The following is a 25,267-nucleotide window of genomic DNA, read 5'->3' as shown; positions in this document are numbered from 1 at the left end:
GGGCCAGGTAATGCTGGGTAAAGACCGCCTTGTTCATGCTGTAAAAGGTCCGCCTCAAAAAGTCTGGCCCAGCGAGAATTGGAACACCTGGGTCTCGGCGTCTTCAGGCTTTTTGAGCGGTACGGCGAGGTCGAAGCTGAGCGGCCCGAGCGGCGAGTACCAGGTCACGCCGACGCCGACCGAGCTGGCCATCTGGTCGATATTGATGTTGCCGCAGTTCTGCGTGGTACTCAGGTAGCACTTGTCCGCGTAGACCGTGCCGAAGTCCCAGAACAGCGAGGTGCGCAGGGATTTCTGGTCTTTGACGAAAGGCATCGGGAACAGGTATTCCATACCGCCGGTGATCAGGATGTTGCCGCCCAGCGCTTCGGTGTCGCGGTCGGAATAGTAGATTTGCCCCTGACTGGCGTAGGTGCCGGTGGCGGGGGTATTGCGTGGCCCCAGCGTGCCGTCCTTGAAGCCGCGCACGGTGGCCTGGCCGCCCGCCGTATAGTTTTCGTAGAAGGGCAGGCCATCGGTGTCGCCGTAACCGTTGCCGTAGCCGAGTTTGGTATGCAGGCGCAGCGAGGTGGTGTCGCTGAGCGGCAGGAAGGTCTGGCCGTTGTAGTCGAGTTTGTAGAACTGCAGGTCACTGCCCGGCACGGTGCTGGTCAGGGTCAGGCTTTGTGAGTGACCGCGAGTGGCCAGCACGCCTTTGTTGAGGGTCGATTCCGACCAGCCGACGCTGGCCTTGAGGTTGGTGAACGCATCACCCTCACGCTCGATGAAGTCATAGATCTCGTCGGCGCTGTAGCTGCCGGGGTCGAGGGTGTCGTGCTGGATCGACAAACCGTAGGTCAGGCGCGAGGTTTCGCTGATCGGATAGCCGAGGTTGACCCCCGCACCGACGCTGTTGAGCGAGTAGTAGGAGACCTCGTCGCTGTCATCGTAATACTTGCTGTAATCAGTGGCGTTGTAAAAAACGTTGTAGCCCAGGCTCACCCCGTCAGGCGTGAAGTACGGGTTGGTGAACGCGAAGTTGTACTTGGTCTGATACTCGGAGCGAGTCATGCCAAGGCTGGCGAAGTTGCCGGTGCCGAGGATGTTGTTCTGCGAGATGGAGCCACCCAGTATCAGCCCGGCGCTTTGCGAAAAGCCCACGCTGGCGGTGATGTTGCCCGAGGCTTGTTCTTCGACGGCGTAGTTGATGTCCACCTGATCGTCGGTGCCGGGGACCGCTGGCGTTTCGACGTTCACTTCCTTGAAGAAACCGAGACGCTCCAGGCGCACCTTCGACTGGTCGATCAGGTAGGTCGAGGCCCAGCCGCCTTCCATCTGACGCATTTCACGACGCAGTACCTCATCGGCGGTCTTGGTGTTGCCGCGAAAGTTGATGCGGTTTGCGTAGGCCCGCTTGCCGGGGTCGACCATAAAGCTGATGTCTACGGTATGGTCGGCATCGTTGGCTTTCGGCACACCGTTGACGTTGGCGAAGGTATAGCCATCGTTGCCCAGGCGGCGGGTGATCAGATTGGTGGTATCGGTCATGACCTTGCGCGAAAACACCTGGCCCGGTTTAACCAGAATCAGTTGTTCAAGCTGGTCCTGCGGCACTTTCAGATCGCCACCCAGCTTGACGCTGCCCACGGTGTACCGGTCGCCTTCGGTGATGTTGACGGTAATGAACACGCCTTTCTTGTCAGGCGTCAGCGACACCTGCGTCGAGTTGATATCCATGTTGATGTAGCCGCGGTCCAGGTACCAGGAGCGCAGTCGTTCCAGGTCGCCGGAAAGTTTTTCGCGGGCGTACTTGTCATCGTTCTTGAAAAACGACAGCCAGTTACTGGTCTTGAGCTGAAACTGGTCGGCCAGCTCCTCATCTGAAAACACCGTATTGCCGACCACATTGATGTGCTGGATAGACGCCACGGTGCCTTCATCGAGGGTGATTTTCAGCGCGATGCGGTTACGCGGTGCAGGTAACGCTTCGGTATCGACCGCGGCACTGTAGCGGCCTTGAGCAACGTACTGACGTTGCAGTTCATTGCGCACACCTTCCAGGGTTGCGCGCTGGAAGATTTCACCTTCACTGAGCCCCGACTGCTTCAGCCCCTTCATCAGGTCTTCCGTGCTGATTGCCTTGTTGCCGATAATCTCGATGCTCGCGATGGACGGGCGTTCGACGACATTGATCACCAGCACGTTGCCGTCGCGGGCAACGTTGATGTCTTGAAAGAAACCGGTCTTGAACAGTGAGCGCGACGCGTCGGCCAGACGCTGTTCATCGGCCTGATCGCCGACATTGAGCGGCAGCGCAGCGAATACGCTGCCGGCAGACACGCGTTGCAGGCCGTTGACGCGGATGTCCGAGATGGAAAAAGTGTCGGCGTGTACCAGCGGGGCGCTGAATAACAGGCAGAACGAGAGAAGCAGACGCGAAGAAATCATCAAACCCTTTCCAGAAAGCGGCGACAAAGGCATTTGAGCGCTGCCGATGACACGCCAGAAAGGGCCGGTCCGGCGGGCGCTGTTGGCTGCGCAGCATAGGGGGATGGCATGTTGGGGACGGTTAACGCGGTGTAAGGTTAGGTAAAGATCATCAGGCCTGGCTGACACGCCGCAGCGCCGCCGGGATAATCGGCAACCACCAATCAAGGGCCTGCCATGACTCGCGTATTGCTTGTCGACGATGATCGGGAGCTGACCGAAATGCTCAGCCAGTACCTGACCCGTGAAAGCTTCGACGTGACCTGCACCAACAGCGCTGAAGAGGGCGAGGTTGAAGCCTTGTCCGGGCGTCACGACATCGTCGTGCTGGACATCATGATGCCGCGCATCTCCGGCATTGAGGTGCTGCGGAGGATCCGTGCGCAAAGCCAGGTGCCGGTGATTCTGCTGACGGCCCGTGGCGACAATATCGACCGTATTTCCGGGCTGGAACTGGGCGCTGACGATTACGTGCCCAAGCCCAGTTCACCGGGCGAACTGGTGGCGCGCCTGCGGGCGATCATGCGCAGGGTGAGGGCGGTGCCGGTGGTCGAGACGGTCAGAGAGGTGATTCAGGCCGGTGACCTGACGCTCTGGCCAGGCAAGCGTGAAGCGCGCTGGCAGGGCGTCACGCTGGAGTTGACCGGCAACGAGTTCTGCCTGCTGGAGGAGCTGGCGCGTCATGCCGGGCAACTGGTCAGTAAGCAGAACCTGTCAATGAACGCACTGGGGCGGCCGCTGGCCCGCTACGATCGCAGCATCGATGTGCACATCAGCAGCATTCGCCACAAACTCGGGCCGCGCAACGATAACCAGAGCTGGATACAGAGCGTGCGCAATCTGGGCTATATGTTGATCACGCCATGAGACCGAGCCGGTTGTTCTGGAAGCTGTTTCTGGCGTTCTGGCTGGCGACCAGTATGACTTTCATGGTCGGTGCGGGCTTGTTCATGCTGTCCCGGTCGGGACCGGGTGATCCCTCGTTCAGCACCGTATTCGACAACGAAGTGCGCATGCTTCAGCAGTCGGGCATTCCCGCAGGGCAGGCGTTGCTCGATGCCTGGCAGCCTGACGGGCAGGACCGGGTCGGGCTGTACGATGAAAAGGGCCGGTTGCTGGCGGGCAAGCCGGTAGATAACCCCCGTTTCGAACTGGCCGTGCACACGCGGGAGGGCGCAGTTGTAAACATCAGGGCCACCCAGCGACCCAACCACGAAGACCGGCCTTCCCACCTTAACCCGCTGATCACCGGCACCATCATGAGTGCGCTGTTCAGCTGGTTCCTCAGTGCCTATCTGGTGGCACCGCTGATTAAGTTGCGTGAGGCGATGGGCAAGGTCGCCAGAGGTCGCTTCGACACCAGGGTGAAACCCGATATGGGCCGACGGCGCGATGAAATCGTTGATCTGGCCGAGGACTGCGACCGTATGGCCAATCAGCTCAAAGTCATGGCCGACTCTCAACAGCAACTATTGCATGACATTTCCCATGAGCTGCGTTCACCGCTGACGCGCATGAGTGCCGCTATCGGGTTGCTGCGTCAGGCACCGACGCAACTGGACATGCTCGAACGGATCGAACGCGAGTCGGAACGGATGGACGCACTCATCGAAGAGCTGCTGACCCTGGCGCGCATGCAAAGCGATGCCGAAAGCCTGGAGCGAGAGACGGTCGATGTCATCAGCCTGCTGGCCGCCATCGTCGAAGACGCCGGGTTCGAGGCTGGCCTGAAACAGTGTCGGGTCAGGCTGCAGGCCCCCGAACCTTTTGTGGCACAGGTCGACAGCGAATTGCTTTACCGGGCCTTCGAAAACGTGATCCGTAATGCGGTTCGCCACACGGCGGTAGGCACTGATGTGGTGGTGGTCGCCAATGTTCAGGCGCAGCCGCCGGGCTTGACGGTCAATGTCATTGATCAGGGGTCGGGCGTGGATGCCGATTGCCTGCAACGTATTTTTCAGCCCTTTGAGCGTGGCCCCGACAATACCGCGCAAGGCTTCGGTCTGGGCCTGGCCATCGCGCTGCGTGCCGCTGAAATGCACGGTGGCCAGATTGCTGCGCGCAATCGGCCGGGCGGTGGGTTGGTGGTGGATATTGTGCTGCCGGTGTGCTGAGGCGTGCTGGTTGATCACCTTCAGCGGTTCGATTGTGCTGCTTGCGGCGGTGCTTCACCGGGCAATTTATAAACAAAATCGGCCTTTGGTGGTAAAGAAACTCGGCCCCGGCGCTCGAAACCGTTACGCTATGCAGCTGTATTTTTGTTTTTCGTCGAGGTAGCACCCGTGTTTTCCGAATTCGCCCTGCACGAACGCCTGCTTAAAGCTGTGGCCGAGCTTAAATTTGTCGAGCCTACGCCCGTGCAGGCGGCCGCCATTCCGCTCGCACTGCAAGGGCGCGACCTGCGGGTGACTGCGCAAACCGGTAGCGGCAAGACCGCCGCATTTGTGCTGCCGATCCTCAACCGTCTGATCGGCCCGGCCAAGGTTCGCGTCGACATCCGTGCGGTGATCCTGCTGCCGACCCGTGAGCTGGCTCAGCAGACGCTCAAGGAAGTCGAGCGCTTCTCGCAGTTCACTTTCGTCAAGGCCGGTTTGATCACTGGTGGCGAGGACTTCAAGGTTCAGGCCGCCATGCTGCGCAAGGTGCCGGACATTCTGATCGGCACGCCGGGTCGTCTGCTGGAGCAGTTGAACGCAGGCAACCTCGACCTCAAGCACGTTGAAGTGCTGGTGCTGGACGAAGCCGACCGCATGCTGGACATGGGCTTCTCCGAAGACGTCGAGCGTCTGGCCGGCGAATGTGCAGGTCGCGAGCAGACCATGCTGTTCTCCGCAACTACCGGTGGTGCCGGCCTGCGCGAAATGATCGGCAAGGTGCTCAAGGATCCGCAGCATCTGCAAGTGAACAGCGTCAGTGAGCTGGCTTCCGGCACACGCCACCAGATCATCACCGCCGACCACAATGTGCACAAAGAGCAGGTCCTCAACTGGCTGCTGGCCAACGAGACTTACCAGAAAGCCATTATCTTCACCAATACCAAGGCGATGGCCGATCGGTTGTACGGCCGTCTGGTTGCACTGGAATATAAAGCGTTCGTACTGCACGGCGACAAGGACCAGAAGGACCGCAAGGCGGCCATCGACCGTCTGAAGCAGGGCGGTGCCAAGATCATGGTCGCGACCGATGTGGCGGCTCGCGGTCTTGATGTTGAAGGTCTGGACATGGTGATCAACTTCGACATGCCGCGCAGCGGTGACGATTACGTCCACCGCGTCGGTCGTACCGGCCGTGCGGGTAGCGACGGTCTGGCGATCTCGCTGATCTGTCATGGCGACTGGAACCTGATGTCGAGCGTCGAGCGCTACCTCAAGCAGAGCTTTGAGCGTCGTGTCATCAAGGAAGTCAAAGGCACTTACGGCGGGCCGAAGAAGGTCAAGGCATCGGGCAAGGCTGTAGGCGTGAAGAAGAAAAAGACTGACGCCAAGGGCGACAAGAAAAAGACAGCGGCCAAGGGGCCGACCAAGCGCAAGACGGTCAACCGTCCCAAGTCCGATCTGGTCAGCCAGGACGGCATGGCGCCGCTGAAAAAACGCAGCACCCCGGCCCCGGCTGCCGAGTGATTGCCATGATCGCTCCCGCGCAGGCGGGAGCGGTCAGCTTCTCCTCTGTCTGCCACCTGTGCAGAACAACCCCCCGTTATACCTTCCAGCAGCTTCTCTGAACCGCGACAAACCCCGCAGGTCACATTTTCTGAGTCGTATGCCTGTGGCTGGATGTCATGGGCGATCAATCCATGTTGGACGGAGGTTTAGAAAAATGACTTACAACTGGGACCTTATCGAGCGTTTGTTGCACGAAGTGCAGAACGACGGCGCCAAATCGACAGCCACTGAATTTGAGACACTGCTTAATCGCGGTTACATCGAACCTCGTCCTGGCGAGGAGGGCGGTGATGGCTCGAGCTACATGCTGACAAAGCGCGGCGCAAGCCTGCTTTCTTTGATCGACAGCAGCATTCCGGGAAATGATCACCCACGGCAGGTACTGAATGAGCAGGCAGGCGACCCGCTTGACCCCGCGCTCTTCGACACCATCGCTAAAAAGCCACAGATTGCCTGATACCCGAGATGCTCTGCGTGCCGATTCAACACCAGACGCANCGACGCGGAGCGTCGCACGATAGTTGTGGTGAGATGGTTGTCGTAGCGCAGGAATGCCGTGGGTGACGCTCCGCGTCGCGATTTTGCACCGCACCGCACACGCATGTCTGGGCGCAGAGCATGGGCGCGTTAGCTGCTGATCGTTCCTCACGCTCCCGTGTGGGAATGCCTTGGGTGACGCTCCGCGTCACGATTTTGCGCCGTATCGCGCAATCAAGACAGGACGCAGAGCGTCCGGAAAGGCATGCCCACGCGGAGCATGGGCACGATAGCAGGAGGGCGTGGGCGCGATGGTGGGAGTGCTATCGGATCACTGTTGTGACTTCAGGCAATCCAGATCAGTGAAGTCCTTGCGCATGTCGGCGATGCGGCTCAGCAGTTTTGCACGCTGTTCCGGTGTGCTCATGGCGGTAACGTCGACAATCAGCGATATCGCCGCTTTCTCGGTCTGGTCATAGGCCTTGCGATATTCGGGCGTCCAGAAGGTCTCACGGTCTTGCAACAGTGCGGCGATGCGCTGCGGGAAATCGCTGGCCTGACGCTGTTGCACAGTAGCCAGAAACAGGTTCTGCCAGCGAGTACGGTTTTCAATCCACGCCTTGTTTTGCTCGCCAAGCGAGGCGGACCAGGCCTGAATTCGATCTTTCTGCGCCTGATTCAGCTTGCCGATCCACGGCGTCAGGCGTTTTTGCATGCGGTCGGCGCGCTCGGTAACCTGGCGTTCCAGTGGTTGCTCAAGGTATTTGTTTTCACGTTTGCGCTGATCCTTGGCGAACGACTCCTGCATCTCCTGCACTTGCTTGTCATCAAAGCGCGAGAGCAATTCCACAGCAGACGGGGTAATTTCCTTCGATATTTTCGCTATCGCCTCTTTGGCTTCGCGAGTGCGGGCCTCCAGCCCCTCGTACGTCATCTGGTCGGTTTTGACCATGTCCTCAAGCTTGTCCAGCCAGGTCAGATACTCCGGCAACTGGGTACTGCAATGCCAGCTCAAGTGTTGCTTGAGCCGCACATCCAGCCAGCTTTTCTGTTCCGAGTTCATGTCCAGGTAGTCGCTGAGCGTCCACGGGATGATGACGTCGAGATTGCGATACGCCAGTCCAACCTGATTGCATCCTGCAAGCAGCGCAACGGTCATCAACAGGGTGATGAGGGCTTTGAATAAAGACTGCATGACAACTCCTTGGCGTACTGACGTGCAGTAGAGGAGTGTAGCGTCTGGCAGTTCAACCGGTTTGAGCCTTTAAAAGAACGAGCGCACCGCTTTGAGCGTAAACGTCCCTTCACAGCGAGCGTTGTGGCCGCTGTAGACACTGCAATCGCCGCCGCTCAGGCTTGAGCCGCTGTAGATGAGGTTCATGTCAATGCCCAGCCAGGGGCGTGACAGGTTCAGCGACCAGTCGTTGAAACCGTTGATCAACCCGCCGTCGGCGGAAGATTGCGGGGTATCAAACTGATGATTGGCGTACTGCATGCGCACGCCCACACCCAGTTGCTCGATAGCCCCCAGGTCGACAAATACCGTGCTGTCGCGTGTGCCGACATCGTTACTGAATGCTGCGCCGATGCGGCTGTCTCGCATGCGCAGTCCGGCGTAGAACTCGTGACTGTCGATCTGGCTGGTATCGGGGTAGCTGTAACGAATCATCCCCAGTTCATAGCCCAAGGTATTATCGAAGGGTTTCTTGAAGCCCATGTAGGAGTCAAGTTCCATCCCGGAATCGGAAGCAAACCCCATGTTCGGTGCCCACTGGCCGAAGTAGAAGCCGCTCTCGTGGGTCAGGTCCAGCCCGCCATGAAAGGAGCCCGAGCCGCCGCTCGGCGTCACCAGGCCTTGCGCCATGCTGCGCGTGGGCGTAGTTGCCAGTTTCAGGTCGAAGTCGCCCAAGTCCCGCTCCAGAACCTGGGCAGAGACGGACTGACAGACAAGCATGGCGCTGAAAGACAGCACATGTAAGCGAGGGCTGAGCATGGCTCACTCCTTGATCTGCGAGGAGTGTGGTCAGGGATGGCGTATCGAAAATGGCTCAGGAGCCGACACAAGCCGCGAGCTAGAGCCTCGCAAGGATACCGTTGAAATTGGCCGAGGGCGCACCGTTCGTCGATCCGTTGTGTGTCAGTTAGCCGCAGTGGTGCGCGCCGAGGGGATGACCAGGCCGCGAATCACTACCAGCGCCTGTTGAAACGACGGGTAGCCGCTCTTGGCGACGTCCAGTTGGGAGTACTCGGCCTGGTAACGTTCAGCAAGTTTCGGGTCGCTGACGCTCAGCTGTTGCGAGAGCAGGGCGATGGCCAGTGGATGCTTGTGTTTTGCCGCAGTCTGCAGCAGCTCGATAATCTGTTTTTGATCGGCCTGCTGACGGATCAACAGTACGGCCTGATAGAACTCGGCTTCGCCTGATGCGTCGTCAAGTGCGGCACGGCGCAACATGGCTTCGGCCAGTTCGTAGTTTTCGCGGTCGTCTTCGCTGATCAGCAACTTGGCCTGGAGCATGTCGTTCTGATAAAGCAGATGCCCCGCCCGGCATGGGCTGTCGGTGAGCTGACTGTCATTGGGACCGTTTTCGCAGTGGTGCGATGCGCAGCCGCCAAGGTAGACAAGTGCGCCGAAAAGCATCCAGTTCTTCATTCGAGCATTCCACAAAGAAGATAACGTCCAGAGCGTGATCCAGCTCGTGGTCATAGTGATATCAGAGGAGAGAGTAGCAGCGTGACCGGAAGAATATCCAGCGAAGGATCGTCAATCTAGCGCCTTGAGCGTCAAGGCGCATAGAGATCGACAGGCAGGGCGCGGTTTTACTTTTTACCGAGATTGATCTGCTTGGAAGGTGCGAAGGTCTGGCCACTCACGCCTTTGGCAATTTGCTGGATTTCACCGCCGGACTTCAGGAAAGCTGCAATCTGCGCGTTGATCGAATCGCTCGTTTCAACGGCTGGGGCGGGTTTGGCTTTCGAGTGGGATGCTTTGATACGCATGGCTGCCATTTACCTTCATAAACGTAATACGGCCAGCCAGAGTACAGGAAACGCTTGATTATTGCTTGGCAAATATGGCATTCGCCCGAGGTCGGCCGTTTGGCGGAGCTGCCTGGGCTCTGCGCGATTTAAATCTAACACTCTGTTTTAAAAGACAAGTTTATGACTGGTAGCCTTTGTGCTGCCCGAGCGCGTCAAGCCGTTTCGATCGGGGAAACTGACGAGTGGAAGCCATGTCGGCACCTTCTGCCACGCGGCGCGAACCCGGCGTTAAAGTCGGGTAGAATGCCGCCCACGCAATGAGGGTATCTGGAAATGGCTTTAATCGGGCGCTACAACAGCTTGCAAATCGTCAAGCACACGAACTTCGGTCTGTATCTGGACGGTGCGCAGGATGGTGAAATCCTTCTGCCCAATCGGTACATCCCCAAGGATATTCCTACTGAAGATGAAGACTGGCTCAATGTGTTCATCTATCTGGACAGCGAAGACAAGCTGATCGCCACCACTGAAAAACCCAAAGTGCAGGTCGGTGAGTTTGCCAGCCTCAAGGTGGTTGAAGTCAACAGCATCGGCGTGTTCCTCGGCTGGGGCCTGCCCAAGGACCTGTTGCTGCCGTACTCCGAAGAGAAGCGTACCTTGCAGGCCGGTGAATACTGTGTGGTTCATGTTTACCTCGATAAGCACACGCGGCGCATCACCGCCACCGCGCGCCTGGATCGCTATCTGGACAAAACCCCGGCCAGTTACAGCGTCGGCCAGGAGGTTGACCTGCTGGTCGCCGAAGCGACCGATATGGGTTTCAAGGCGATTATCAACAACAAGCATTGGGGCTTGATTCACAAGAACGAAGTGTTCAAGTTCATGCGCGCCGGCAAGCAGGAAAAGGGCTACATCAAGGAAATCCGTGCCGACGGCAATATCAGCCTGAGCCTGCAGCCGGTGGGCGCAGAAGCAGCGAGCAGCCTGAATTCGAAAATTCTCTCAAAGCTGCGTGAGAACAACGGTACATTGCCAGTCAGCGACAAAAGCGATCCGCAGGTCATCAGCGGCCTGTTTGGGGTCAGCAAAGGTAACTTCAAGAAAGCTATCGGTGCGTTGTACAAACAGGGGCAGATCGTGATTCACGCTGACCGTATCGACCTGGTCTGATATATCGCCCGGGCCCGGAATTTCATCAAGGACGTCCCATGAAAAGAATACTCACCGCTTACCTCGGCACGTTACTGGCGTTTCTGATCCTCGACGGGTTGTGGCTTGGCGTGCTCATGGGGCCGACCTACCGTGAATGGCTCGGGCCGCTGATGCTTGCCACGCCCGTGGCAGGACCTGCAATAGCGTTCTATCTGCTCTACGGGGCAGGCGTTGTGGTTTTCGGCGTAATGCCCGCGGTCAGGGAGCAGCGACTGAGCCGTGCGACCTTGTTCAGTGGCCTGCTGGGGCTGGTTGCCTACGGCACTTATGACCTGACCAACTGGGCCACCTTGCAGGGCTGGCCTGCGCAACTGGCGCTGGTGGACCTTGCGTGGGGCACGGTGGTATCGGCATTGGCCGGGACGGCGGGGTATCTGGCGGTGCGTCGGTTTACGTGAAGCGGCAGGCCGGGATGAGGTTGCCGATTGGCAACTTTCATCCCGAGCCGTGCGGGAACGTGGCGACTGCTGGTGCAGCTATTTTTGCAAGAAGGCGGCAAAACCCAGGTTGCTGCCCTTGGGGCGCATGTCCTTGAGGAATGAATCCTTGTCGGCGCTCAGCTCCAGACTGACGGTCGGCTTGCGTTTGTCCGCATTGCGCACTTCAAGGCCTTCCATGTGATCACGCATGAATACCGTGGTCACTTTCAGGTGCAGCAACTGGTCGGTTTCAGGTGTGTGCAGCAGCAAGTGCAGCCATTCGTACTGACCAACTTGCAGGCGCGGTACAGGCAGGTCGAACCACCAGATGTTTCTTTTTCGGTCCAGCACGGCGAAGTGCGTGTTATTGACGCCGAGCACCGCGCCGCCCAGGTCCTGGTTTCTGCGTGCAATGGCCAGCTTTTTATCAAGTTTCATAACGTTCCTGTGAATCGGTTTGTTCAGCGTGTCGGCCCTGCCGGACAACAGTGGCGCGCATTCTCGCACAAACTTCGATGCAAACTCGCCGTCGGCGGGCGAAAAGCGCGCCATTGCAAATGGCAGACGAGCGGCATCAGCCGGCCAGAAAATAGTTGAAACTCTTCGCAACAGGCGCAGGTCAACCGTTTTGTCGAGTACGACATCCGATTCCAGCGCGGTCTTCAGACCCAGGAGATTCACGATGAGCAGCACCAGCGATAAAGCCAAAGGTATGGCCAACGAAGCAGTTGGTAACGTCAAGCAGGCTGTTGGCAAGGCTACCGACAACACCAAACTGCGGGCTGAAGGCAAGGCGCAAGAGCTGAAAGGCGAAGGCCAGCAAGCCAAAGGTAAAGCCAAGGACGCGATCAAGAAGGGCGTGGACAAGGCTTGAGTCGAGTGGTCCCGGCGCTTTCATGCCGGGATCAGGCAAGACTGATAACGGCCATCCACGGATGGCCGTTATGCTTTCTGCTCTGCGGGACTGAAACCTTTCACGACCTGTCCAGTCAATGTGCCATCGGTATTCGCATCTCAGCGCCACATGCGGGACACTGCATGCATGAAGTACCGGTTTTCAGGATGTGAGGTTTTCCAGTAAGGGAGCGAGAGGAAGCGCCATGATTTTCCCCCATTTGCGTCAACTGCCAGTTGGTAAAGTGCTGTTGCGCACCGTCAACGAGTTCCTCGACGACGAGATGTCGACCTATGCTTCGGCACTGGCTTATCAGATGCTGTTCTCTCTGTTTCCGTTTCTGTTGTTTCTGATCGCATTGATCGGCTTTCTGCACCTGCCGGACTTTTTTTCCTGGTTGCGGCTGCAATCGGAATTCCTCCTGCCGCCCCAGGCGCTCGAGCAGGTCAACCCGGTCATCGACCAGTTGCAACAGTCCAAGGGTGGCTTGCTGTCCATCGGTATCGTGATCGCGCTATGGACCGCCTCGGCGGGTGTGCGCCTGATGATGAGTGCCATGAACGCTGCATACGACGTGGTCGAAGGGCGGCCTATCTGGAAGCGCCTCCCGCTTTCGATCCTGTACACCGTAGGCATTGCCGGCATGTTGCTCGCGGCAGCGGCTTTCATGGTACTGGGGCCGCAAGTGATGAACTGGATTGCAGCCCAGATCGGCATGGAAGACTTCATCGTGACGCTGTGGACCATCCTGCGCTGGCCGGCGATCATCATTCTGCTGATGGTTGCGGTGGCGTTGATCTATTACGTGATGCCTGACGTCAAACAGGAGTTTCGCTTTATTACCCCAGGTTCGGTGCTGGCGGTGGTGGTATGGATCGTTGCTTCACTGGCCTTCGGTTTTTACGTCAAGACCTTTGCCGATTACAACGCCATGTACGGCAGTATCGGCGCGATCATTGTCCTGCTGCTGTACTTTTACATTTCGGCTGCCGTGCTGTTGCTTGGGGCTGAAATGAATGCGGTGATCGAGCATATGTCCGCCGAAGGCAAGGACGCAGGCGAGAAGGAAGCAGGCGACGGGCTGGGCGAGGAAAGCAGCGAAACAGGCAAACAGCATGTTTCCGGTCTGGGCCGCGATCACTCGGTGCCACTGCAGAAGGCTGACGAAACCTGATCGCGTTCTGTGGCAAGATTGCTTTTTAGGCAAGGAACAACGCAGCCATGATCCGTAGCATCCTGAAAATGGGCGATGAGCGCCTGTTGCGCATCGCCCCTCCGGTGCCCGCAGACATGTTCGGCAGCAGCGAACTCAATACGCTGATTGCCGACATGTTCGAGACCATGCACAGCGTGGGCGGTGTGGGCCTTGCCGCACCGCAGATCGGCATTGATCTGCAACTGGTCATTTTCGGTTTCGAGCGCAGTGAGCGCTACCCTCAGGCCGAGGCTGTCCCTCAGACCATCCTGCTTAACCCGCTGATTACCCCGTTGAACCCGAGCCTGGAAGAAGGTTGGGAAGGGTGTCTGTCGGTGCCGGGGTTACGGGGTATGGTGAATCGTTACCAGAGCATTCGCTATGAAGGTTTCGACCCTGATGGCCAGCCGATCGAGCGTGTTGCCCATGGGTTTCATGCGCGGGTCGTGCAGCATGAGTGCGACCATCTGATTGGTCGTCTCTACCCGTCGCGCATTACCGACTTCAGCAAGTTCGGCTTCATGGACGTAATGTTCCCGGACATGGACCCCAATGCCGATGAATGATCGTCTAACCGCTCTGCAAAACCGTCAGGCTTCCCGACAAAGCGCAATCAGCGGTTTGCTGCGGCTGTAGCGCATGAATTTCTCGCCAAGGGTGTGTGGCAGACGTTGTGCTGTCTCAAACCCGGCGAGCTGGTAAAACCCCAGCAAATCCGGATGGCAGAACAGCCACACCGGCCCGTTCAGCGGCTGCAGCGCTGCGTCGATCAAGCTTCGCGCCACTGTTTTCCCGCGCATGGAGGGCGCCACGAACAGCCCGGTCAGCCAATGCCCCTCAGCGACGGGCGTCAGGCACAAGGCGCCGATGATTTCTGCCTCCTTTGCCACCCACGCCTGTCCCTTGGCGGCCGCGCGCATTGACGACTGGTGCTCACGGTAAAACTTGCCCAACAGCGGGCGGCACGCATCGGGTAACGGGTAAAAGCGGATTTCAGACATCGCGGACGGGCTCGGAACGTGGGCTTCGCATCATACAGAGGCTAAAGCCGTCACAACTAATCGCTACGGGCTGCTGTCGATAGGTTCAGACCCGTTTTTTCCCGCGCCATTTGAGGTGAGCATGAAATCGATAACACGACTGTTGGGCTGTTCACTTCTGGCGCTGGGGCTGCTTGGGCAGACAGCAGGGGCGGCTGAAAAAAACGCGCCTATCCAGTTCGGTGCGCTCACCTGGGAAAGTGGCAGCCTGATCACCGAGGTGCTGCGTACCATCGTCGAGAAAGGCTATGGCTACCGTACTGATACCTTGCCCGGCAGCACCGTCAGTCTGGAAACTGCGCTGGCGAAAAATGACATTCAGGTGATCGCTGAAGAGTGGACAGGACGCAGCCCGGTGTGGGTCAAGGCTGAAGCTGACGGTAAGGTGCTCGGCCTGGGCAACATCGTCAAAGGCGCGACTGAAGGCTGGTGGGTGCCTGAGTACGTAATCAAGGGCGATGCCGCCAAAGGCATCAAACCAGTAGCGCCCGATCTGAAGTCTGTCGCTGACCTGGCGCGCTACAAGGACGTTTTCAAAGACCCTGAATCGCCCGACAAGGGCCGTTTTCTGAACAGCCCGAGCGGCTGGACCTCGGAGATCGTCAACACCCAGAAGCTCAAGGCTTATGGCTTGACAGACAGCTTCGTCAACTTTCGCACCGGCTCGGGCGCAGCGCTGGACGCTGAAGTCGCATCGGCCATCCGCCGTGGCAAGCCAGTGCTGTTCTATTACTGGTCACCCACACCCTTGCTGGGCAAGTACAAGCTGATCAAGCTGGAAGAGCCCGCTTTCGATGCAGAAGCCTGGAAAACCCTGACCGATGCCAGCAACCCCAACCCGCGTGGCACTTCTTCGCTGGCGGCGACGCTGTCTATCGGTGTGTCGGCAGAATTCAGCAAGCAATACCCTGAGCTGGTGAGTGTCTTCAAAAACGTCGATTTTCCGATTGATCTGCTCAACCGGACACTGGGTGAAATGAGTGACAAACATGAGGACCCCAGCGTCGCCGCCGCCAGGTTCCTCAAGCAGCACCCCGAGGTCTGGAAAGCCTGGTTGCCAGCCGATGTTGCCGCCAAAGTCAGTCACAGCCTTTGACCGTTGCGCTGCAAGGATCATGGACGTGGCATAGCTGATAACGTCATCAATGGCCGGTATACGACGTGCCGGGTGGTAAAGCCCTGCCGAGCTGTTAAGTTCAGGGCTCAGTCAATTCATGCTCAGGAGGAGCCATGGCTGATCACATCCAGGGCTCGCGAGGTGCGTGGCAGACCTGTCTGGCGCTTATGGCTTGCCTGTGCCTGGACGCGATGCACCCGGTCAACGCCGAAGAAGCGGATGACATGGCGCTGGCGTTGGTGGAACAGCGAAATCTGGGCGAAGGTCTGGCCTGGCTGGGTTATCAGGTCGCCTCGCGCACAGCGACGTTTGCCGGTATCGTGCAGGCAATTGGCAAGACCGAAGCTCAGGAACTGGTGCAAAAAGAGTTGCAGCGCCTGCAACCTGAGTATCAAGCGCAATGGGACCGCAATCTGGCAGCGGCCTATGCCCATTCATTTACGGCCGAGGAATTGCGCTCGCTCAATCAGGGCGAGGACTCGCCTTCCCTGGTGAGCAGATTCAGAGCCAGAAACACCCAGGTCAGCGCCGACATGAAAGCCCGGTCCTCGGAGCTGCTGGGACAATTCGTAAGTCGTGCGCTGGGCAACGCTCAGGCAGCACTGCAACGCTGACATCCATTCGATGATATGAGGCAAAACCATGGACGCATTCATGCAGGCTGCAATCGATGAGGCACAACTAGGGCTGAAGGAAGGTGGAATCCCCATCGGTTCGGTCATTGTTCACGATGGCAAGATCATTGGTCGGGGGCATAACCGCCGTGTGCAAGAGGGCAGTGCAACCAAGCACGGCGAAATGGATGCTCTCGAAAACGCCGGCCGCCAACCGGCCAGCGTATACCGTGATGCGGTGCTCTATACCACGCTGTCTCCTTGTGCGATGTGCAGCGGAGCTATCCTGCTTTACGGCATTCGCAAGGTGATCGTCGGCGAGAACCAGTCGTTCATGGGCGAGGAGGAACTGCTACGCTCGCGTGGCGTGCAGATCGAGGTGCTTGATAACCAGGATTGCAAGCACATGATGCAGGGCTTCATCGCCAGCAAGCCTGAGTTGTGGAACGAAGATATCGGCGAGTAAGGGGGGTTAAACCTCCAGGTCATGAGCCCGAGAACGGGCTCGGGCCAGTGCAATTGACACAATAGTCATCGCGATACTTGCCTGCCGTGCCAATGCTCTGCGTTGACATGCCTTTGGTGACGTTCTGCGTCACACATCCTCAGCCTGGCGAGGCAGCGCGCTTAGCCGACGCTCAGGCCTCAATGGCCCGATCCTGATCATCGATCAATAATCTTCTTCCGCCCCGGACTTAAAGTGCTGTTTGTGCCACTAGTGTGCCTTTAACGGTGATAATCTCCTCTCATCATCATTACGGTATGCACAACAGGCCGTGTGCCTGATTATTTTCGGAGCCCGATATGTCGGTCCAACAGCGCAATAACGTCAATATCGTGGGCGACGGACCGACCACCCTGATTTTTGCTCATGGATTCGGCTGCGATCAGCACATGTGGCGCTTCATGGCTCCGCACTTTGCCGAACGCTTCAAGGTTGTGCTGTTCGACCTGGTTGGCAGCGGAGATTCTGACGTATCGGCCTGGTACCCGCACAAATATGCGTCGCTCAAGGGCTATGCAAGCGACTTGCTGGAACTGGTCGACGAGTTCGCCGGAAACGGCCCGGTTGTGCATGTCGGTCATTCGGTCAGTTGCATGATTGCAGTGCTTGCCGAGCTTCAGTCGCCCGGCCGGTTCGCCGGTCATATCATGGTGGGTCCATCGCCCCATTACCTCAACGACGGTGATTACGTGGGCGGCTTCACTCGCGCCGATGTCGACTCGTTGCTTGAGACGCTGGAAAGCAATTACCTGGGCTGGTCGAGCACCATGGCACCGACACTCATGGGGGCCTCTGACCGGCCTGAACTGGGTGAAGAACTCGCCAGCAGCTTCTGTCGTACCAACGCCGAGATCGCCAGGCAGTTTGCCCGCGTGACCTTCCTTTCCGACCATCGTGCCGATGTCGCGAAACTCAAAAGCAAGACGCTGATCATGCAAAGCAGTGACGATCTGGTGGTGCCGGTGCAGGTTGGCGAGTACCTGCACCGTGTCATTGCCGACAGCACCTTGCACATGATCGACAACGTGGGGCATTACCCGCACATGAGCGCGCCGCAGGAATGCATAACCGCCATGAATCAGTTTCTGGCGTCTTACGAGAGCGCTGCACATGACGGTTGAACAGGTGAGTCTGCCAGTGACAGAAGACCTGTACGAACATGCGGCCTGCGGTCTGTTGGTTACCTTGCCCAATGGCACCATTGAGCGTGCCAATCTGACGTTCTGCCGTTGGCTGGGCCTTGGGCGTGAAGCTGTTCTAGGGCGCCGTTTTCAAGACCTGTTGAATGTGGCAGGCAAAGTCTTCCTGCAAACCCACTGGGCACCGCTCTTGCAGACTCAGGGGTCAATTGCCGAGGTCAAGGTCGAATTGATTCATGCCGATGGCCGCGCCATCCCCATGATGCTCAATGCCGTACGCCGCGAGCATCCGACCGGGGTTTTGCATGAAGTGGCGGTGTTCATGGCCGAGGAGCGCAACAAGTACGAACGTGAACTGCTTGCTGCGCGCAAGATCGCCGAAGAGCTGTTGCAGCAACAGATGACTGTTCAGACAGAACTTACCTCGGCACGCAATCGCCTGCGTCTGGCTCATGCCGAGGCTGAAATACGGGCCATTTTTGCCGAGCAGATGATTGGCATCGTCAGCCACGACCTGCGTAACCCGCTGGCGGCAATCAAGATGGCGGCCGGGCTGCTGGAGCGCACGCAACTCGAGTCGCGACAAGAACGAATCCTCGGGCACATCCACCACTCCACTGATCGGGCCGACCGCATGATTGTGGATCTGCTGGATTTTACTCATGCCCGCGTCGGCAGCGGTATTGCTGTGGTCCCTCAGGCTATCGATCTGCACGCGGTTGTTGCCCGAGGCGTCGAAGAGCTGCGCCAGGTTTTCCCGCACAGGGTGCTGACGCATCGCAGCGAAGGACAGGGTGCGTGCTCGGCGGATCCGGATCGTCTCCTGCAAATGCTCGGCAATCTGGTGAGCAACGCCATCAACTATGGCACGGACGGCAGCGAGGTTTTGATCACGTCGTCCTTCGATACCTGGCTGATCAAGCTGTCGGTGCACAACGTCGGCGAACCCATACCGATGGAGAAGGTGGACGACCTGTACGAACCGGTCGTACGGGTGGTCAGCGACAGTGACGAAACCCGCACAGTCGGGCTTGGCCTGTTCATTGTTCGTGAGATTGTTCGAGCCCATCTGGGTGAGGTGACGGTTCGCTCGTCGGTTGAGGAGGGTACAACGTTCACGGTGGCCTTCCCGCGCCCTCCTGCATGAGTGAACGTGCGGCCAGGTTTTTTTCGGTCAACGTGGCGTATTCACGGGTGCACAATGATCGTTACAGACCTAAACTAAACGCTGCGCTATTACCTCAAGGCTGGTACAGGTTCTCCATGCGGCAATCCATTTCAAATGATGTAGCCAAGATAAGCCGGATCAGCGCGGTTCCGGCCATCCTGCAAGTCATCACCGAATCAACCGGCCTGGGCTTTGCCGCCGTGGCGCGTGTCACCGAAAGTACCTGGATGGCCTGCGCGGTTCTGGACAAGCTGGATTTTGGTTTGAAACCCGGCGGCGAGCTGGAACTCAGCAGCACAATCTGCCACGAGATTCGCAGCTCCCACAAGGCTGTGGTGATTGATCATGTCGCTGAGGATCCGCTGTTTTGTGAGCACCATACGCCGCGGTTATACAACTTCCAGAGTTACATATCGGTGCCGATCTTCCTCTCCAATGGCACCTTTTTCGGCACTATCTGTGCGCTGGACCCCAAACCCGCCAAGCTGACGGGTACCCCCATCGAGTCGATGATGGCGTCTTTTGCGCGTCTTCTGGCACTGCAGATCGAGGCCGAAGAAAACCTGCAGCAAGTGCGTGAAGACCTTCTGGCCGAGCGTGAGGTGGCAGAGCTGCGCGAGCAGTTCATCGCCGTTCTGGGGCATGACCTGCGCAACCCTTTGTTTGCCATCAATGCCAGTGCCGAATTGCTGCTGCGTCGGCCACTGGATGAAAAGGCCCTGCAAGTCGTGCAACACATCCTGACGTCTGGCAAACGCGCCTCGCAACTGGTCGACGACGTGCTCGACTTTGCCCGTGGCCGCATGGGACATGGTATTCCGCTGAGCATGCACGATGCACACGGGCTGGATGAAACGCTTGAGCATGTTGTGTCAGAGATACGCCGCGTTCACCCGTCCCGGCTGATCAAGTCGGATATAAAGATGCTGGAGCGTATTCGCTGCGACCACGAGCGGATCGCACAATTGCTGTCCAATCTGGTGTCCAACGCGATCAGTCACGGCGATCCCCAAAGCCCGGTCGAGGTGACAGCGGGCGTGCGCGGTGATCTGTTTCTACTCAGCGTTACCAATCAGGGCGAGCCGATACCCGAGTCCGTTCGTTCGCAGTTGTTCCTCCCTTACTCACGGCCAATCACCGACGAGCCGCAAGCCGGGCTAGGCCTGGGGCTCTATATCGCCAGCGAGATAGCCGTGGCGCATGGCGGTACGCTTGAAGTGTGCTCGACACAAGAGCAGGGCACTGTCTTCACGTTCAGGATGCCTTTGAAGTCGGCGTAGATACGCCCGCAAACCACGATGTGTGACCTGTGCGTGGCGCTTCCTTGCCCTGCGCCAGGGCCAAGCCTGCGTGGCGTCGCGCATGGCTGAAGGTATGCGCTTTGACCATCCTTGTTACAAACTCTCACACCGCTATGCTTGCTCATCGACACTGTCGGGTCGAACCTGAGGCCTGGGCTGCCGTCAAAGGCCTGAGTCTTCACGGTTACCCCGCAGTTTCTCCTTTGCCAAGAGGTAGTGATGAACAGTTTTTTGCGCAATCTTGTAGGGGGCGTGCTGGTTGCGTCATGTGGCATCAGTGCTGTTCAGGCGCAGACACTGCCAAACAGCACACTCAACAACGGCGCCAGCAGCAACCCCTATAACAGCCCGATCAAGCGCTCAAATCCCAACAGCCGTCAGGGCACCGAGTCAATAACGCCCCGCGCGCCCGGCTCCAATATTGCGCCGCCTGTACGCAGGCCTACGCTGGAGAACGGCGGTATCGGCAACGGCTACCCCACGCGCCAGAATGCTCCGCGTCCCTCTACGCCGACAACCGACCCCAGCCGCGCCAACTGAATCTTCAACCAAGCGAGCCCGTTTCATCGCGGGACGTCGACTCAATGCATAAGGAAACGCTCATGCTTAGAAAAACCCTGATCGCCACTTGGTGTGCTGCTGCCATTCTGAGCCTGCCGCTGACGGCAAGCGCCGCCCCGGAAACCTACAAAAGCGAACAAGGCACCGTCACGGTCACCCCGGTTGCCGAAGGTCTGGATCACCCATGGGCACTGGCATTTCTGCCTGACAAGCAGGGCATTCTGGTGACGGAGCGCTCCGGCAACCTGCGTATCGTGTCGGCGGACGGCAAATTATCCGAGCCGCTTTCCGGTGTGCCGCAAGTCTGGGCAAGAAAGCAGGGAGGTCTGCTCGACGTTGTGCTTTCCCCGGACTTCGCCAAGGACCGCATGGTCTATCTGACCTACTCCGAAGGCAGTGGCAAAACCGCCGCCGAGGGAGATACTGCGGGTACTGCGGCAGGGCGTGGTCGTCTGTCCAAAGACATGACCCGTCTGGAAGATTTTGAAGTCATCTTCCGTCAGCAACCAAAACTATCGGTGGGCAACCACTTCGGCGCGCGGATGGTATTCGATCGCGACGGTTATCTGTTTATCGCGCTTGGCGAAAACAATGATCGTCCTACTGCGCAAGACCTGGACAAGCTGCAAGGCAAGATCGTACGTATCTACCCGGATGGTAGTGTGCCGAAAGACAACCCTTTTGTCGGGCAGAAAAACGTCCGGCCCGAGATCTGGTCCTACGGCCATCGCAACCAGCAGGGCGCAGCGCTCAACCCGTGGACCGGTACGTTGTGGACCAACGAGCATGGGCCCAAGGGCGGCGATGAATTGAACATCATCGAACGTGGCCAGAATTACGGCTGGCCGATTGCGACCCACGGTATCAATTATTCGGGCGAGCCGATTCCGGAAGCCAAAGGCAAGTTTGTCGAAGGCACAAAAGTACCGTTTCAGGTCTGGGAAGTGTCACCGGGCATCAGCGGTATGGCGTTCTATGACCACAGCCTGTTCAAGGCGTGGGATCACAATCTGTTCATCGGCGCGCTGGCCACTGAGGAATTAATCAGGCTGCAATTTGATGGCGACAAGATCGTTCATGAAGAACGGCTGTTGAAAGGCATGAAACAGCGGATACGCGATGTGCGTCAGGGGCCGGACGGTTACTTGTATTTGTTGACGGATGAAGACGAGGGTAAGTTACTGAAAGTCGGGTTGGCTCAATAATAGCCTGTTAAACCTTTGAAAAAGAAAACTCCCACAATGTAGTGGGAGTTTTCTTATGGTTTCTCGGTGCGATAACTGTTAGGGCAGTCGGATCAGTTATCCTTTGCGTCACGTACCACTTCGCCCGTCTTGGCATCGACGTCGTAGTTCCATTCCACACCCTTGGCGTCTTTCAGTTCGATTTTATAGACCAGGCGGCCGTCGCGTTCTTTTTCCAGCTCGGTATCGTGGACCGTGAAGCCTGTGTGCTTGGCAACGGCCTGCTTGTTGAACTGTTCAAAGTCACCCAATGCCTGAGACTTGTAAAGGCGGATCACTTCATCGGGACCAACGTCGGCCTGGGCGGCACCTGCAACAGCAGTGAGGGCAACAGCGGCGAAGACGGCAGGCATAAGTTTCATAGGGTATTCCTTTCTGATTGATCTGTTTCAATGGATTCGTGACACGCTGATTGGTTCAGCGGTTTTGTTGAATTCAGATTAGCCACACTTACTTAATTCACGCTTAATTATTCCGGTGCGCTACGTTTTTTGCGGTGGCTTCTTTCCCCTGATACGTAAGTAGAGTTTTTCCGCGTCATTCGTTTACCGGCAGACCGTCACGTAAAGGTTGAAAAAAACCGGCGGTGAACGTAAAAGGTTGGCCCCCTGCCGGAAGGTGCATCGCGTCTGTCCAGGCACCTGTCCTTGCGGAGTCTGATCGATGAGTACGCCCTACCGACCTGCCATGCGTCATGCCTGGCGATTGTTACCGTTGGGCATGGCTGTTGCCTCGCCGCTAATGGCTGCGGATCCGCTCACTCTGGACGCGGTCAACGTGACCGGGTTCAGCGAACAGGAAGGTGCCAGCGACTATAAAGCTGGTCGGGCGTCGATTTACGGGTTTGATCAGGCTTCGCTGCTGGACACGCCTGCCTCGGTTTCAGTGTTCAGCGAAGCGCTGATCAAGGACCGTCAGGCAAAACTGCTGAGTGACGTGCTGCGCAACGATGCCTCGGTCGGCGACGGCTATGCGCCGGTAGGCTATTACGAAAACTTTGTGGTGCGCGGCTTCTCGTTGAACGCGGCCAACAGTTATCGCATCAACGGCCGCAGCATTGCCGGCGAGCAGAACGTGGCGCTGGAGAACAAGCAGCAGGTCGAGTTGCTCAAGGGGCTGTCCGGCTTGCAGAGCGGCGTTTCAGAGCCCGGTGGTGTAATCAACTACCAGACCAAGCGCGCGCAGGATGTCCGGTCGGTAACGGTATCTACCAACGAACACGGCGAGCGCTACCTCGCGACCGATGTCGGCGGCTGGTTCGGCAGCGAACAGCAGTTCGGGCTGCGCGCCAACCTGGCCCATGAAGACATTCGCTCGTACGTCGAGCACGCCGATGGCCAGCGTGATTTCGCCTCGCTGGCCTTCGACTGGAATATCAGCGAGCGCGCCTTGCTGCAACTCGACATCGAGTATCAGAGCAAAGAGCAGCGCTCGGTGCCCGGTTATCAATTGCTCGGCGGCACGGTGCTGCCTCACGACGCCTCGCCACGCAAGCTGCTGGGCTATCAAAACTGGTCCAACCCGGTGGGCATCGACTCGCTGAACATGAACGGGCGTTTCGAATACCGGTTCAACGACAGCTGGAAGGGCAGCCTGAGTGCGTCGCGCAGTCGCGTGGTCATTGATGACTACAGCGCCTTTGCGTGGGGCTGTTACGGCTCGGCCAGCTGCGCAGCCGAAGCGGTACCCAACCACTTCAGCGCCGAGGGTGGCTACGACATCTACGACTTCCGCAGCCCGGACGACACGCGCCGTAACGACGAGGTCGAAGCGGCAATGTCCGGTACGTTCAATACCGGATCACTGGGGCACGAGCTGACCTTCGGCTCCAGCGCCTACCGCCGCACCGTGGACACGCGCGGGACCTTCAATGAATTCGTCGGCTCGGGCACGATCAACGAGTCGCCTGAATCGGTGGCACCGTCGCCTATGACGCTGCCACATACCGAGCGCCGTCTGGACAGCCGTCAGTACGGGCTGTTTATCACCGACCGGATCAGTTTCAACGAGCACTGGCAAACCGTGCTGGGCGGGCGACAGGTGCGGCTCGACGAGCAGGCGTTTACTGAAGATGGCAGCGACGCCAGACACACCGAGCGTTACGTGTTCCTGCCGCAGGCGGCATTGATCTACAAACCGGTGGACAACCTTTCGCTCTACACCAGCTACAGCAAAGGCCTGTCGCTGGGCGGGACAGCGGCGTGGTTCACCACCAATGCCAGTGAAATCCTTGCGCCCACCGTGTCTCGGCAACTGGAAGCGGGTATCAAGTATGACTGGCAGCGTATAAGCCTGACGGCAGCAGTGTTTCAGGCCCGTCAGGCCTACCAGTATTCCAGGCCCAACGATGACGGCACGTTTACCTATGTGCAGCAAGGCGAGCAGAAAAACACCGGGCTTGAACTGGGGGCGAGTGGCTGGGTGACCGACCGCCTGCAGATATCCGCCAGTGCGGCGGCCATCCAGGCACGCGTTGAAGACAGCGGCACCGAGGCCTATGACGATCATCAGGCCCTTAACGTGCCCAGATACCGTGGCACCCTGCAAGCCGACTACAGCCTGCCGGTGCCCGGGCTCGCCTTACTCGGCGGGATGCAGTACAGCGCCAGCAAGTACGCTGACCGTGAAGGCTCCGTGCAGGTCAATGACTACACACTGTTCAATATCGGCAGCCGTTACAGCACCCGAATCAGCGGCTACGACACGGTCCTGCGCCTGACCGTCGACAACCTCTTCGACAAACGCTACTGGCGTGATGCCGGGGAGTATCTGGGTGACGACTACCTATTCATGGGCGCACCCAGAACGGCAAGATTGTCGGCCACCGTCAACTTTTAGTGGACGGGCTCTACTGCACGGAGCGTTGGCACGATCGTCGGGATTCTCGTTCCACACGCTCCAGCGTGGGAGTGCAGTTCACGACGCTCTGCGTCGTCAAGAGGACGCGGAGCGTCGCACGATAATTGAAGTGATCGCTCCTCACGCTCCAGCGTGGGAGTGAAGTTCACGACGCTCTGCGTCGTCAAGAGGACGCGTAGCGTCCAGAAACGGCATGCGACGCGGAGCGCCGCACGATAGTTGAAGTGATCGTTCCTCACGCTCCAGCGTGGGAATGCAGTTCTCGACGCTCTGCGTCGTCAAGAGGACGCGGAGCGTCCAGAAACGGCATGCGACGCGGAGCGTCGCACGATAATTGAAGTGATCGTTCCTCACGCTCCAGCGCGGGAGTGCAGTTCACGACGCTCTGCGTCGTCAAGAGGACGCGGAGCGTCC

The 25,267-nt window shown here is 58.3% G+C and carries 26 protein-coding genes; 18 read left to right on the top strand and 8 right to left on the bottom strand.

Annotated elements, in window-relative coordinates; all coding sequences use genetic code 11:
* Window positions 1-54 precede the first annotated feature (54 nt).
* Window positions 55-2,427, bottom strand: a complete 2,373-nt coding sequence (gene bamA, locus AO068_RS12460; RefSeq protein WP_058408502.1) for an outer membrane protein assembly factor BamA — start codon at window positions 2,425-2,427, stop codon at window positions 55-57.
* A gap of 216 nt (window positions 2,428-2,643) precedes the next feature.
* Here bamA and AO068_RS12455 point away from each other — a divergent pair, with 216 nt between their 5' ends.
* The 4 genes from AO068_RS12455 to AO068_RS12440 all read left to right on the top strand — a co-directional run bounded on the left by AO068_RS12455 (window position 2,644) and on the right by AO068_RS12440 (window position 6,585).
* Entirely contained in the window at window positions 2,644-3,333 is a 690-nt protein-coding gene (locus AO068_RS12455; RefSeq protein ID WP_058408501.1) for a response regulator transcription factor, read from the top strand.
* Between the two features lie 11 nt (window positions 3,334-3,344).
* Window positions 3,345-4,580 carry a HAMP domain-containing sensor histidine kinase gene (locus AO068_RS12450; RefSeq protein ID WP_058408500.1) on the top strand — a complete coding sequence of 412 codons (1,236 nt, stop codon included), beginning with the start codon at window positions 3,345-3,347 and terminating at the stop codon, window positions 4,578-4,580.
* Between the two features lie 168 nt (window positions 4,581-4,748).
* Entirely contained in the window at window positions 4,749-6,086 is a 1,338-nt protein-coding gene (locus AO068_RS12445; RefSeq protein WP_002554408.1) for a DEAD/DEAH box helicase, read from the top strand.
* Between the two features lie 196 nt (window positions 6,087-6,282).
* Window positions 6,283-6,585, top strand: coding sequence for a hypothetical protein (locus AO068_RS12440; protein ID WP_005734009.1), 303 nt, complete (start codon window positions 6,283-6,285; stop codon window positions 6,583-6,585).
* Window positions 6,586-6,936: 351 nt separating this feature from the next.
* Here AO068_RS12440 and AO068_RS12435 read toward each other — a convergent pair whose 3' ends face one another.
* The 4 genes from AO068_RS12435 to AO068_RS12420 all read right to left on the bottom strand — a co-directional run bounded on the left by AO068_RS12435 (window position 6,937) and on the right by AO068_RS12420 (window position 9,611).
* Complete coding sequence (locus tag AO068_RS12435; protein WP_058408499.1) at window positions 6,937-7,800, bottom strand: DUF6279 family lipoprotein; 864 nt, start codon at window positions 7,798-7,800, stop codon at window positions 6,937-6,939.
* A 69-nt stretch (window positions 7,801-7,869) separates the two neighbouring features.
* Complete coding sequence (locus AO068_RS12430) at window positions 7,870-8,598, bottom strand: TorF family putative porin (protein ID WP_058408498.1); 729 nt, start codon at window positions 8,596-8,598, stop codon at window positions 7,870-7,872.
* A 144-nt stretch (window positions 8,599-8,742) separates the two neighbouring features.
* A complete protein-coding gene (locus tag AO068_RS12425) occupies window positions 8,743-9,255 on the bottom strand; it encodes a hypothetical protein (protein WP_004657591.1) in 513 nt (170 codons plus the stop codon).
* Window positions 9,256-9,422: 167 nt separating this feature from the next.
* Window positions 9,423-9,611, bottom strand: a complete 189-nt coding sequence (locus tag AO068_RS12420) for a hypothetical protein (protein ID WP_002554403.1) — start codon at window positions 9,609-9,611, stop codon at window positions 9,423-9,425.
* A 306-nt stretch (window positions 9,612-9,917) separates the two neighbouring features.
* Here AO068_RS12420 and AO068_RS12415 point away from each other — a divergent pair, with 306 nt between their 5' ends.
* Both AO068_RS12415 and AO068_RS12410 read left to right on the top strand, forming a co-directional pair.
* The gene (locus AO068_RS12415; protein ID WP_058408497.1) at window positions 9,918-10,754 is read left to right on the top strand and encodes a CvfB family protein; all 837 of its coding nucleotides are present in this window, start codon (window positions 9,918-9,920) and stop codon (window positions 10,752-10,754) included.
* Window positions 10,755-10,792: 38 nt separating this feature from the next.
* Window positions 10,793-11,194 (top strand): DUF2177 family protein, encoded by a 402-nt coding sequence (locus AO068_RS12410; RefSeq protein ID WP_058400129.1) that lies wholly within the window; start codon window positions 10,793-10,795, stop codon window positions 11,192-11,194.
* 78 nt (window positions 11,195-11,272) lie between these two features.
* On the opposite strand, the gene AO068_RS12405 is transcribed toward AO068_RS12410, so the two are convergent.
* A complete protein-coding gene (locus AO068_RS12405) occupies window positions 11,273-11,653 on the bottom strand; it encodes a hypothetical protein (RefSeq protein WP_058400191.1) in 381 nt (126 codons plus the stop codon).
* Window positions 11,654-11,897: 244 nt separating this feature from the next.
* Here AO068_RS12405 and AO068_RS12400 point away from each other — a divergent pair, with 244 nt between their 5' ends.
* The 3 genes from AO068_RS12400 (at window position 11,898) to def (ending at window position 13,871) form a co-directional block, all read left to right on the top strand.
* Window positions 11,898-12,089, top strand: coding sequence for a CsbD family protein (locus AO068_RS12400; RefSeq protein WP_002554399.1), 192 nt, complete (start codon window positions 11,898-11,900; stop codon window positions 12,087-12,089).
* Between the two features lie 226 nt (window positions 12,090-12,315).
* Entirely contained in the window at window positions 12,316-13,284 is a 969-nt protein-coding gene (locus tag AO068_RS12395) for a YihY/virulence factor BrkB family protein (RefSeq protein WP_058400130.1), read from the top strand.
* Between the two features lie 47 nt (window positions 13,285-13,331).
* Window positions 13,332-13,871 (top strand): peptide deformylase, encoded by a 540-nt coding sequence (gene def, locus AO068_RS12390; RefSeq protein ID WP_058400131.1) that lies wholly within the window; start codon window positions 13,332-13,334, stop codon window positions 13,869-13,871.
* A 24-nt stretch (window positions 13,872-13,895) separates the two neighbouring features.
* Here the strand turns inward: def and AO068_RS12385 are convergent, their stop codons facing one another.
* A complete protein-coding gene (locus AO068_RS12385; protein WP_058408496.1) occupies window positions 13,896-14,306 on the bottom strand; it encodes a GNAT family N-acetyltransferase in 411 nt (136 codons plus the stop codon).
* A gap of 121 nt (window positions 14,307-14,427) precedes the next feature.
* Here AO068_RS12385 and AO068_RS12380 point away from each other — a divergent pair, with 121 nt between their 5' ends.
* The 8 genes from AO068_RS12380 (at window position 14,428) to AO068_RS12345 (ending at window position 21,955) form a co-directional block, all read left to right on the top strand.
* A complete protein-coding gene (locus AO068_RS12380; protein ID WP_058408495.1) occupies window positions 14,428-15,441 on the top strand; it encodes an ABC transporter substrate-binding protein in 1,014 nt (337 codons plus the stop codon).
* A 134-nt stretch (window positions 15,442-15,575) separates the two neighbouring features.
* On the top strand, window positions 15,576-16,076 hold the full coding sequence (locus AO068_RS12375) for a hypothetical protein (protein ID WP_058400134.1): 501 nt from the start codon (window positions 15,576-15,578) through the stop codon (window positions 16,074-16,076).
* Between the two features lie 28 nt (window positions 16,077-16,104).
* The gene (locus tag AO068_RS12370) at window positions 16,105-16,542 is read left to right on the top strand and encodes a nucleoside deaminase (RefSeq protein ID WP_058408494.1); all 438 of its coding nucleotides are present in this window, start codon (window positions 16,105-16,107) and stop codon (window positions 16,540-16,542) included.
* Window positions 16,543-16,880: 338 nt separating this feature from the next.
* A complete protein-coding gene (locus tag AO068_RS12365; RefSeq protein WP_058400136.1) occupies window positions 16,881-17,702 on the top strand; it encodes an alpha/beta fold hydrolase in 822 nt (273 codons plus the stop codon).
* A complete protein-coding gene (locus AO068_RS12360; RefSeq protein WP_058408493.1) occupies window positions 17,692-18,867 on the top strand; it encodes a PAS domain-containing sensor histidine kinase in 1,176 nt (391 codons plus the stop codon). The genes AO068_RS12365 and AO068_RS12360 overlap by 11 nt, the downstream gene beginning before the upstream one ends.
* Before the next feature lie 116 nt (window positions 18,868-18,983).
* Entirely contained in the window at window positions 18,984-20,168 is a 1,185-nt protein-coding gene (locus AO068_RS12355; RefSeq protein ID WP_058408492.1) for a GAF domain-containing sensor histidine kinase, read from the top strand.
* Window positions 20,169-20,408: 240 nt separating this feature from the next.
* Window positions 20,409-20,729, top strand: coding sequence for a hypothetical protein (locus AO068_RS12350; protein ID WP_058408491.1), 321 nt, complete (start codon window positions 20,409-20,411; stop codon window positions 20,727-20,729).
* A 62-nt stretch (window positions 20,730-20,791) separates the two neighbouring features.
* Window positions 20,792-21,955, top strand: a complete 1,164-nt coding sequence (locus AO068_RS12345) for a PQQ-dependent sugar dehydrogenase (RefSeq protein WP_057424199.1) — start codon at window positions 20,792-20,794, stop codon at window positions 21,953-21,955.
* 92 nt (window positions 21,956-22,047) lie between these two features.
* On the opposite strand, the gene AO068_RS12340 is transcribed toward AO068_RS12345, so the two are convergent.
* Window positions 22,048-22,356 (bottom strand): PepSY domain-containing protein, encoded by a 309-nt coding sequence (locus AO068_RS12340; RefSeq protein WP_004657615.1) that lies wholly within the window; start codon window positions 22,354-22,356, stop codon window positions 22,048-22,050.
* A 301-nt stretch (window positions 22,357-22,657) separates the two neighbouring features.
* Between AO068_RS12340 and AO068_RS12335 the strand changes: the two genes are divergently transcribed.
* Window positions 22,658-24,832 carry a TonB-dependent siderophore receptor gene (locus tag AO068_RS12335; protein ID WP_058408490.1) on the top strand — a complete coding sequence of 725 codons (2,175 nt, stop codon included), beginning with the start codon at window positions 22,658-22,660 and terminating at the stop codon, window positions 24,830-24,832.
* Window positions 24,833-25,267: the final 435 nt, after the last annotated feature.

The organism is Pseudomonas sp. ICMP 3272, from assembly GCF_001466905.1.
Classification (GTDB): domain Bacteria; phylum Pseudomonadota; class Gammaproteobacteria; order Pseudomonadales; family Pseudomonadaceae; genus Aquipseudomonas; species Aquipseudomonas amygdali.
The sequence above is the reverse complement of the archived record's forward strand: the minus strand, read 5'-3'. Positions and strand labels throughout refer to the sequence as shown.

Bases quoted from the DNA above. Each gene is read 5' to 3' on its own strand.
- bamA (WP_058408502.1), bottom strand. From the start codon at position 2,427: ATGATTTCTTCGCGTCTGCTTCTCTCGTTCTGCCTGTTATTCAGCGCC.
- AO068_RS12455 (WP_058408501.1), top strand. From the start codon at position 2,644: ATGACTCGCGTATTGCTTGTCGACGATGATCGGGAGCTGACCGAAATG.
- AO068_RS12440 (WP_005734009.1), top strand. From the start codon at position 6,283: ATGACTTACAACTGGGACCTTATCGAGCGTTTGTTGCACGAAGTGCAG.
- AO068_RS12435 (WP_058408499.1), bottom strand. From the start codon at position 7,800: ATGCAGTCTTTATTCAAAGCCCTCATCACCCTGTTGATGACCGTTGCG.
- AO068_RS12430 (WP_058408498.1), bottom strand. From the start codon at position 8,598: ATGCTCAGCCCTCGCTTACATGTGCTGTCTTTCAGCGCCATGCTTGTC.
- AO068_RS12425 (WP_004657591.1), bottom strand. From the start codon at position 9,255: ATGAAGAACTGGATGCTTTTCGGCGCACTTGTCTACCTTGGCGGCTGC.
- AO068_RS12420 (WP_002554403.1), bottom strand. From the start codon at position 9,611: ATGGCAGCCATGCGTATCAAAGCATCCCACTCGAAAGCCAAACCCGCC.
- AO068_RS12415 (WP_058408497.1), top strand. From the start codon at position 9,918: ATGGCTTTAATCGGGCGCTACAACAGCTTGCAAATCGTCAAGCACACG.
- AO068_RS12410 (WP_058400129.1), top strand. From the start codon at position 10,793: ATGAAAAGAATACTCACCGCTTACCTCGGCACGTTACTGGCGTTTCTG.
- AO068_RS12405 (WP_058400191.1), bottom strand. From the start codon at position 11,653: ATGAAACTTGATAAAAAGCTGGCCATTGCACGCAGAAACCAGGACCTG.
- AO068_RS12400 (WP_002554399.1), top strand. From the start codon at position 11,898: ATGAGCAGCACCAGCGATAAAGCCAAAGGTATGGCCAACGAAGCAGTT.
- AO068_RS12395 (WP_058400130.1), top strand. From the start codon at position 12,316: ATGATTTTCCCCCATTTGCGTCAACTGCCAGTTGGTAAAGTGCTGTTG.
- def (WP_058400131.1), top strand. From the start codon at position 13,332: ATGATCCGTAGCATCCTGAAAATGGGCGATGAGCGCCTGTTGCGCATC.
- AO068_RS12385 (WP_058408496.1), bottom strand. From the start codon at position 14,306: ATGTCTGAAATCCGCTTTTACCCGTTACCCGATGCGTGCCGCCCGCTG.
- AO068_RS12380 (WP_058408495.1), top strand. From the start codon at position 14,428: ATGAAATCGATAACACGACTGTTGGGCTGTTCACTTCTGGCGCTGGGG.
- AO068_RS12375 (WP_058400134.1), top strand. From the start codon at position 15,576: ATGGCTGATCACATCCAGGGCTCGCGAGGTGCGTGGCAGACCTGTCTG.
- AO068_RS12370 (WP_058408494.1), top strand. From the start codon at position 16,105: ATGGACGCATTCATGCAGGCTGCAATCGATGAGGCACAACTAGGGCTG.
- AO068_RS12365 (WP_058400136.1), top strand. From the start codon at position 16,881: ATGTCGGTCCAACAGCGCAATAACGTCAATATCGTGGGCGACGGACCG.
- AO068_RS12360 (WP_058408493.1), top strand. From the start codon at position 17,692: ATGACGGTTGAACAGGTGAGTCTGCCAGTGACAGAAGACCTGTACGAA.
- AO068_RS12355 (WP_058408492.1), top strand. From the start codon at position 18,984: ATGCGGCAATCCATTTCAAATGATGTAGCCAAGATAAGCCGGATCAGC.
- AO068_RS12350 (WP_058408491.1), top strand. From the start codon at position 20,409: ATGAACAGTTTTTTGCGCAATCTTGTAGGGGGCGTGCTGGTTGCGTCA.
- AO068_RS12345 (WP_057424199.1), top strand. From the start codon at position 20,792: ATGCTTAGAAAAACCCTGATCGCCACTTGGTGTGCTGCTGCCATTCTG.
- AO068_RS12340 (WP_004657615.1), bottom strand. From the start codon at position 22,356: ATGAAACTTATGCCTGCCGTCTTCGCCGCTGTTGCCCTCACTGCTGTT.
- AO068_RS12335 (WP_058408490.1), top strand. From the start codon at position 22,658: ATGAGTACGCCCTACCGACCTGCCATGCGTCATGCCTGGCGATTGTTA.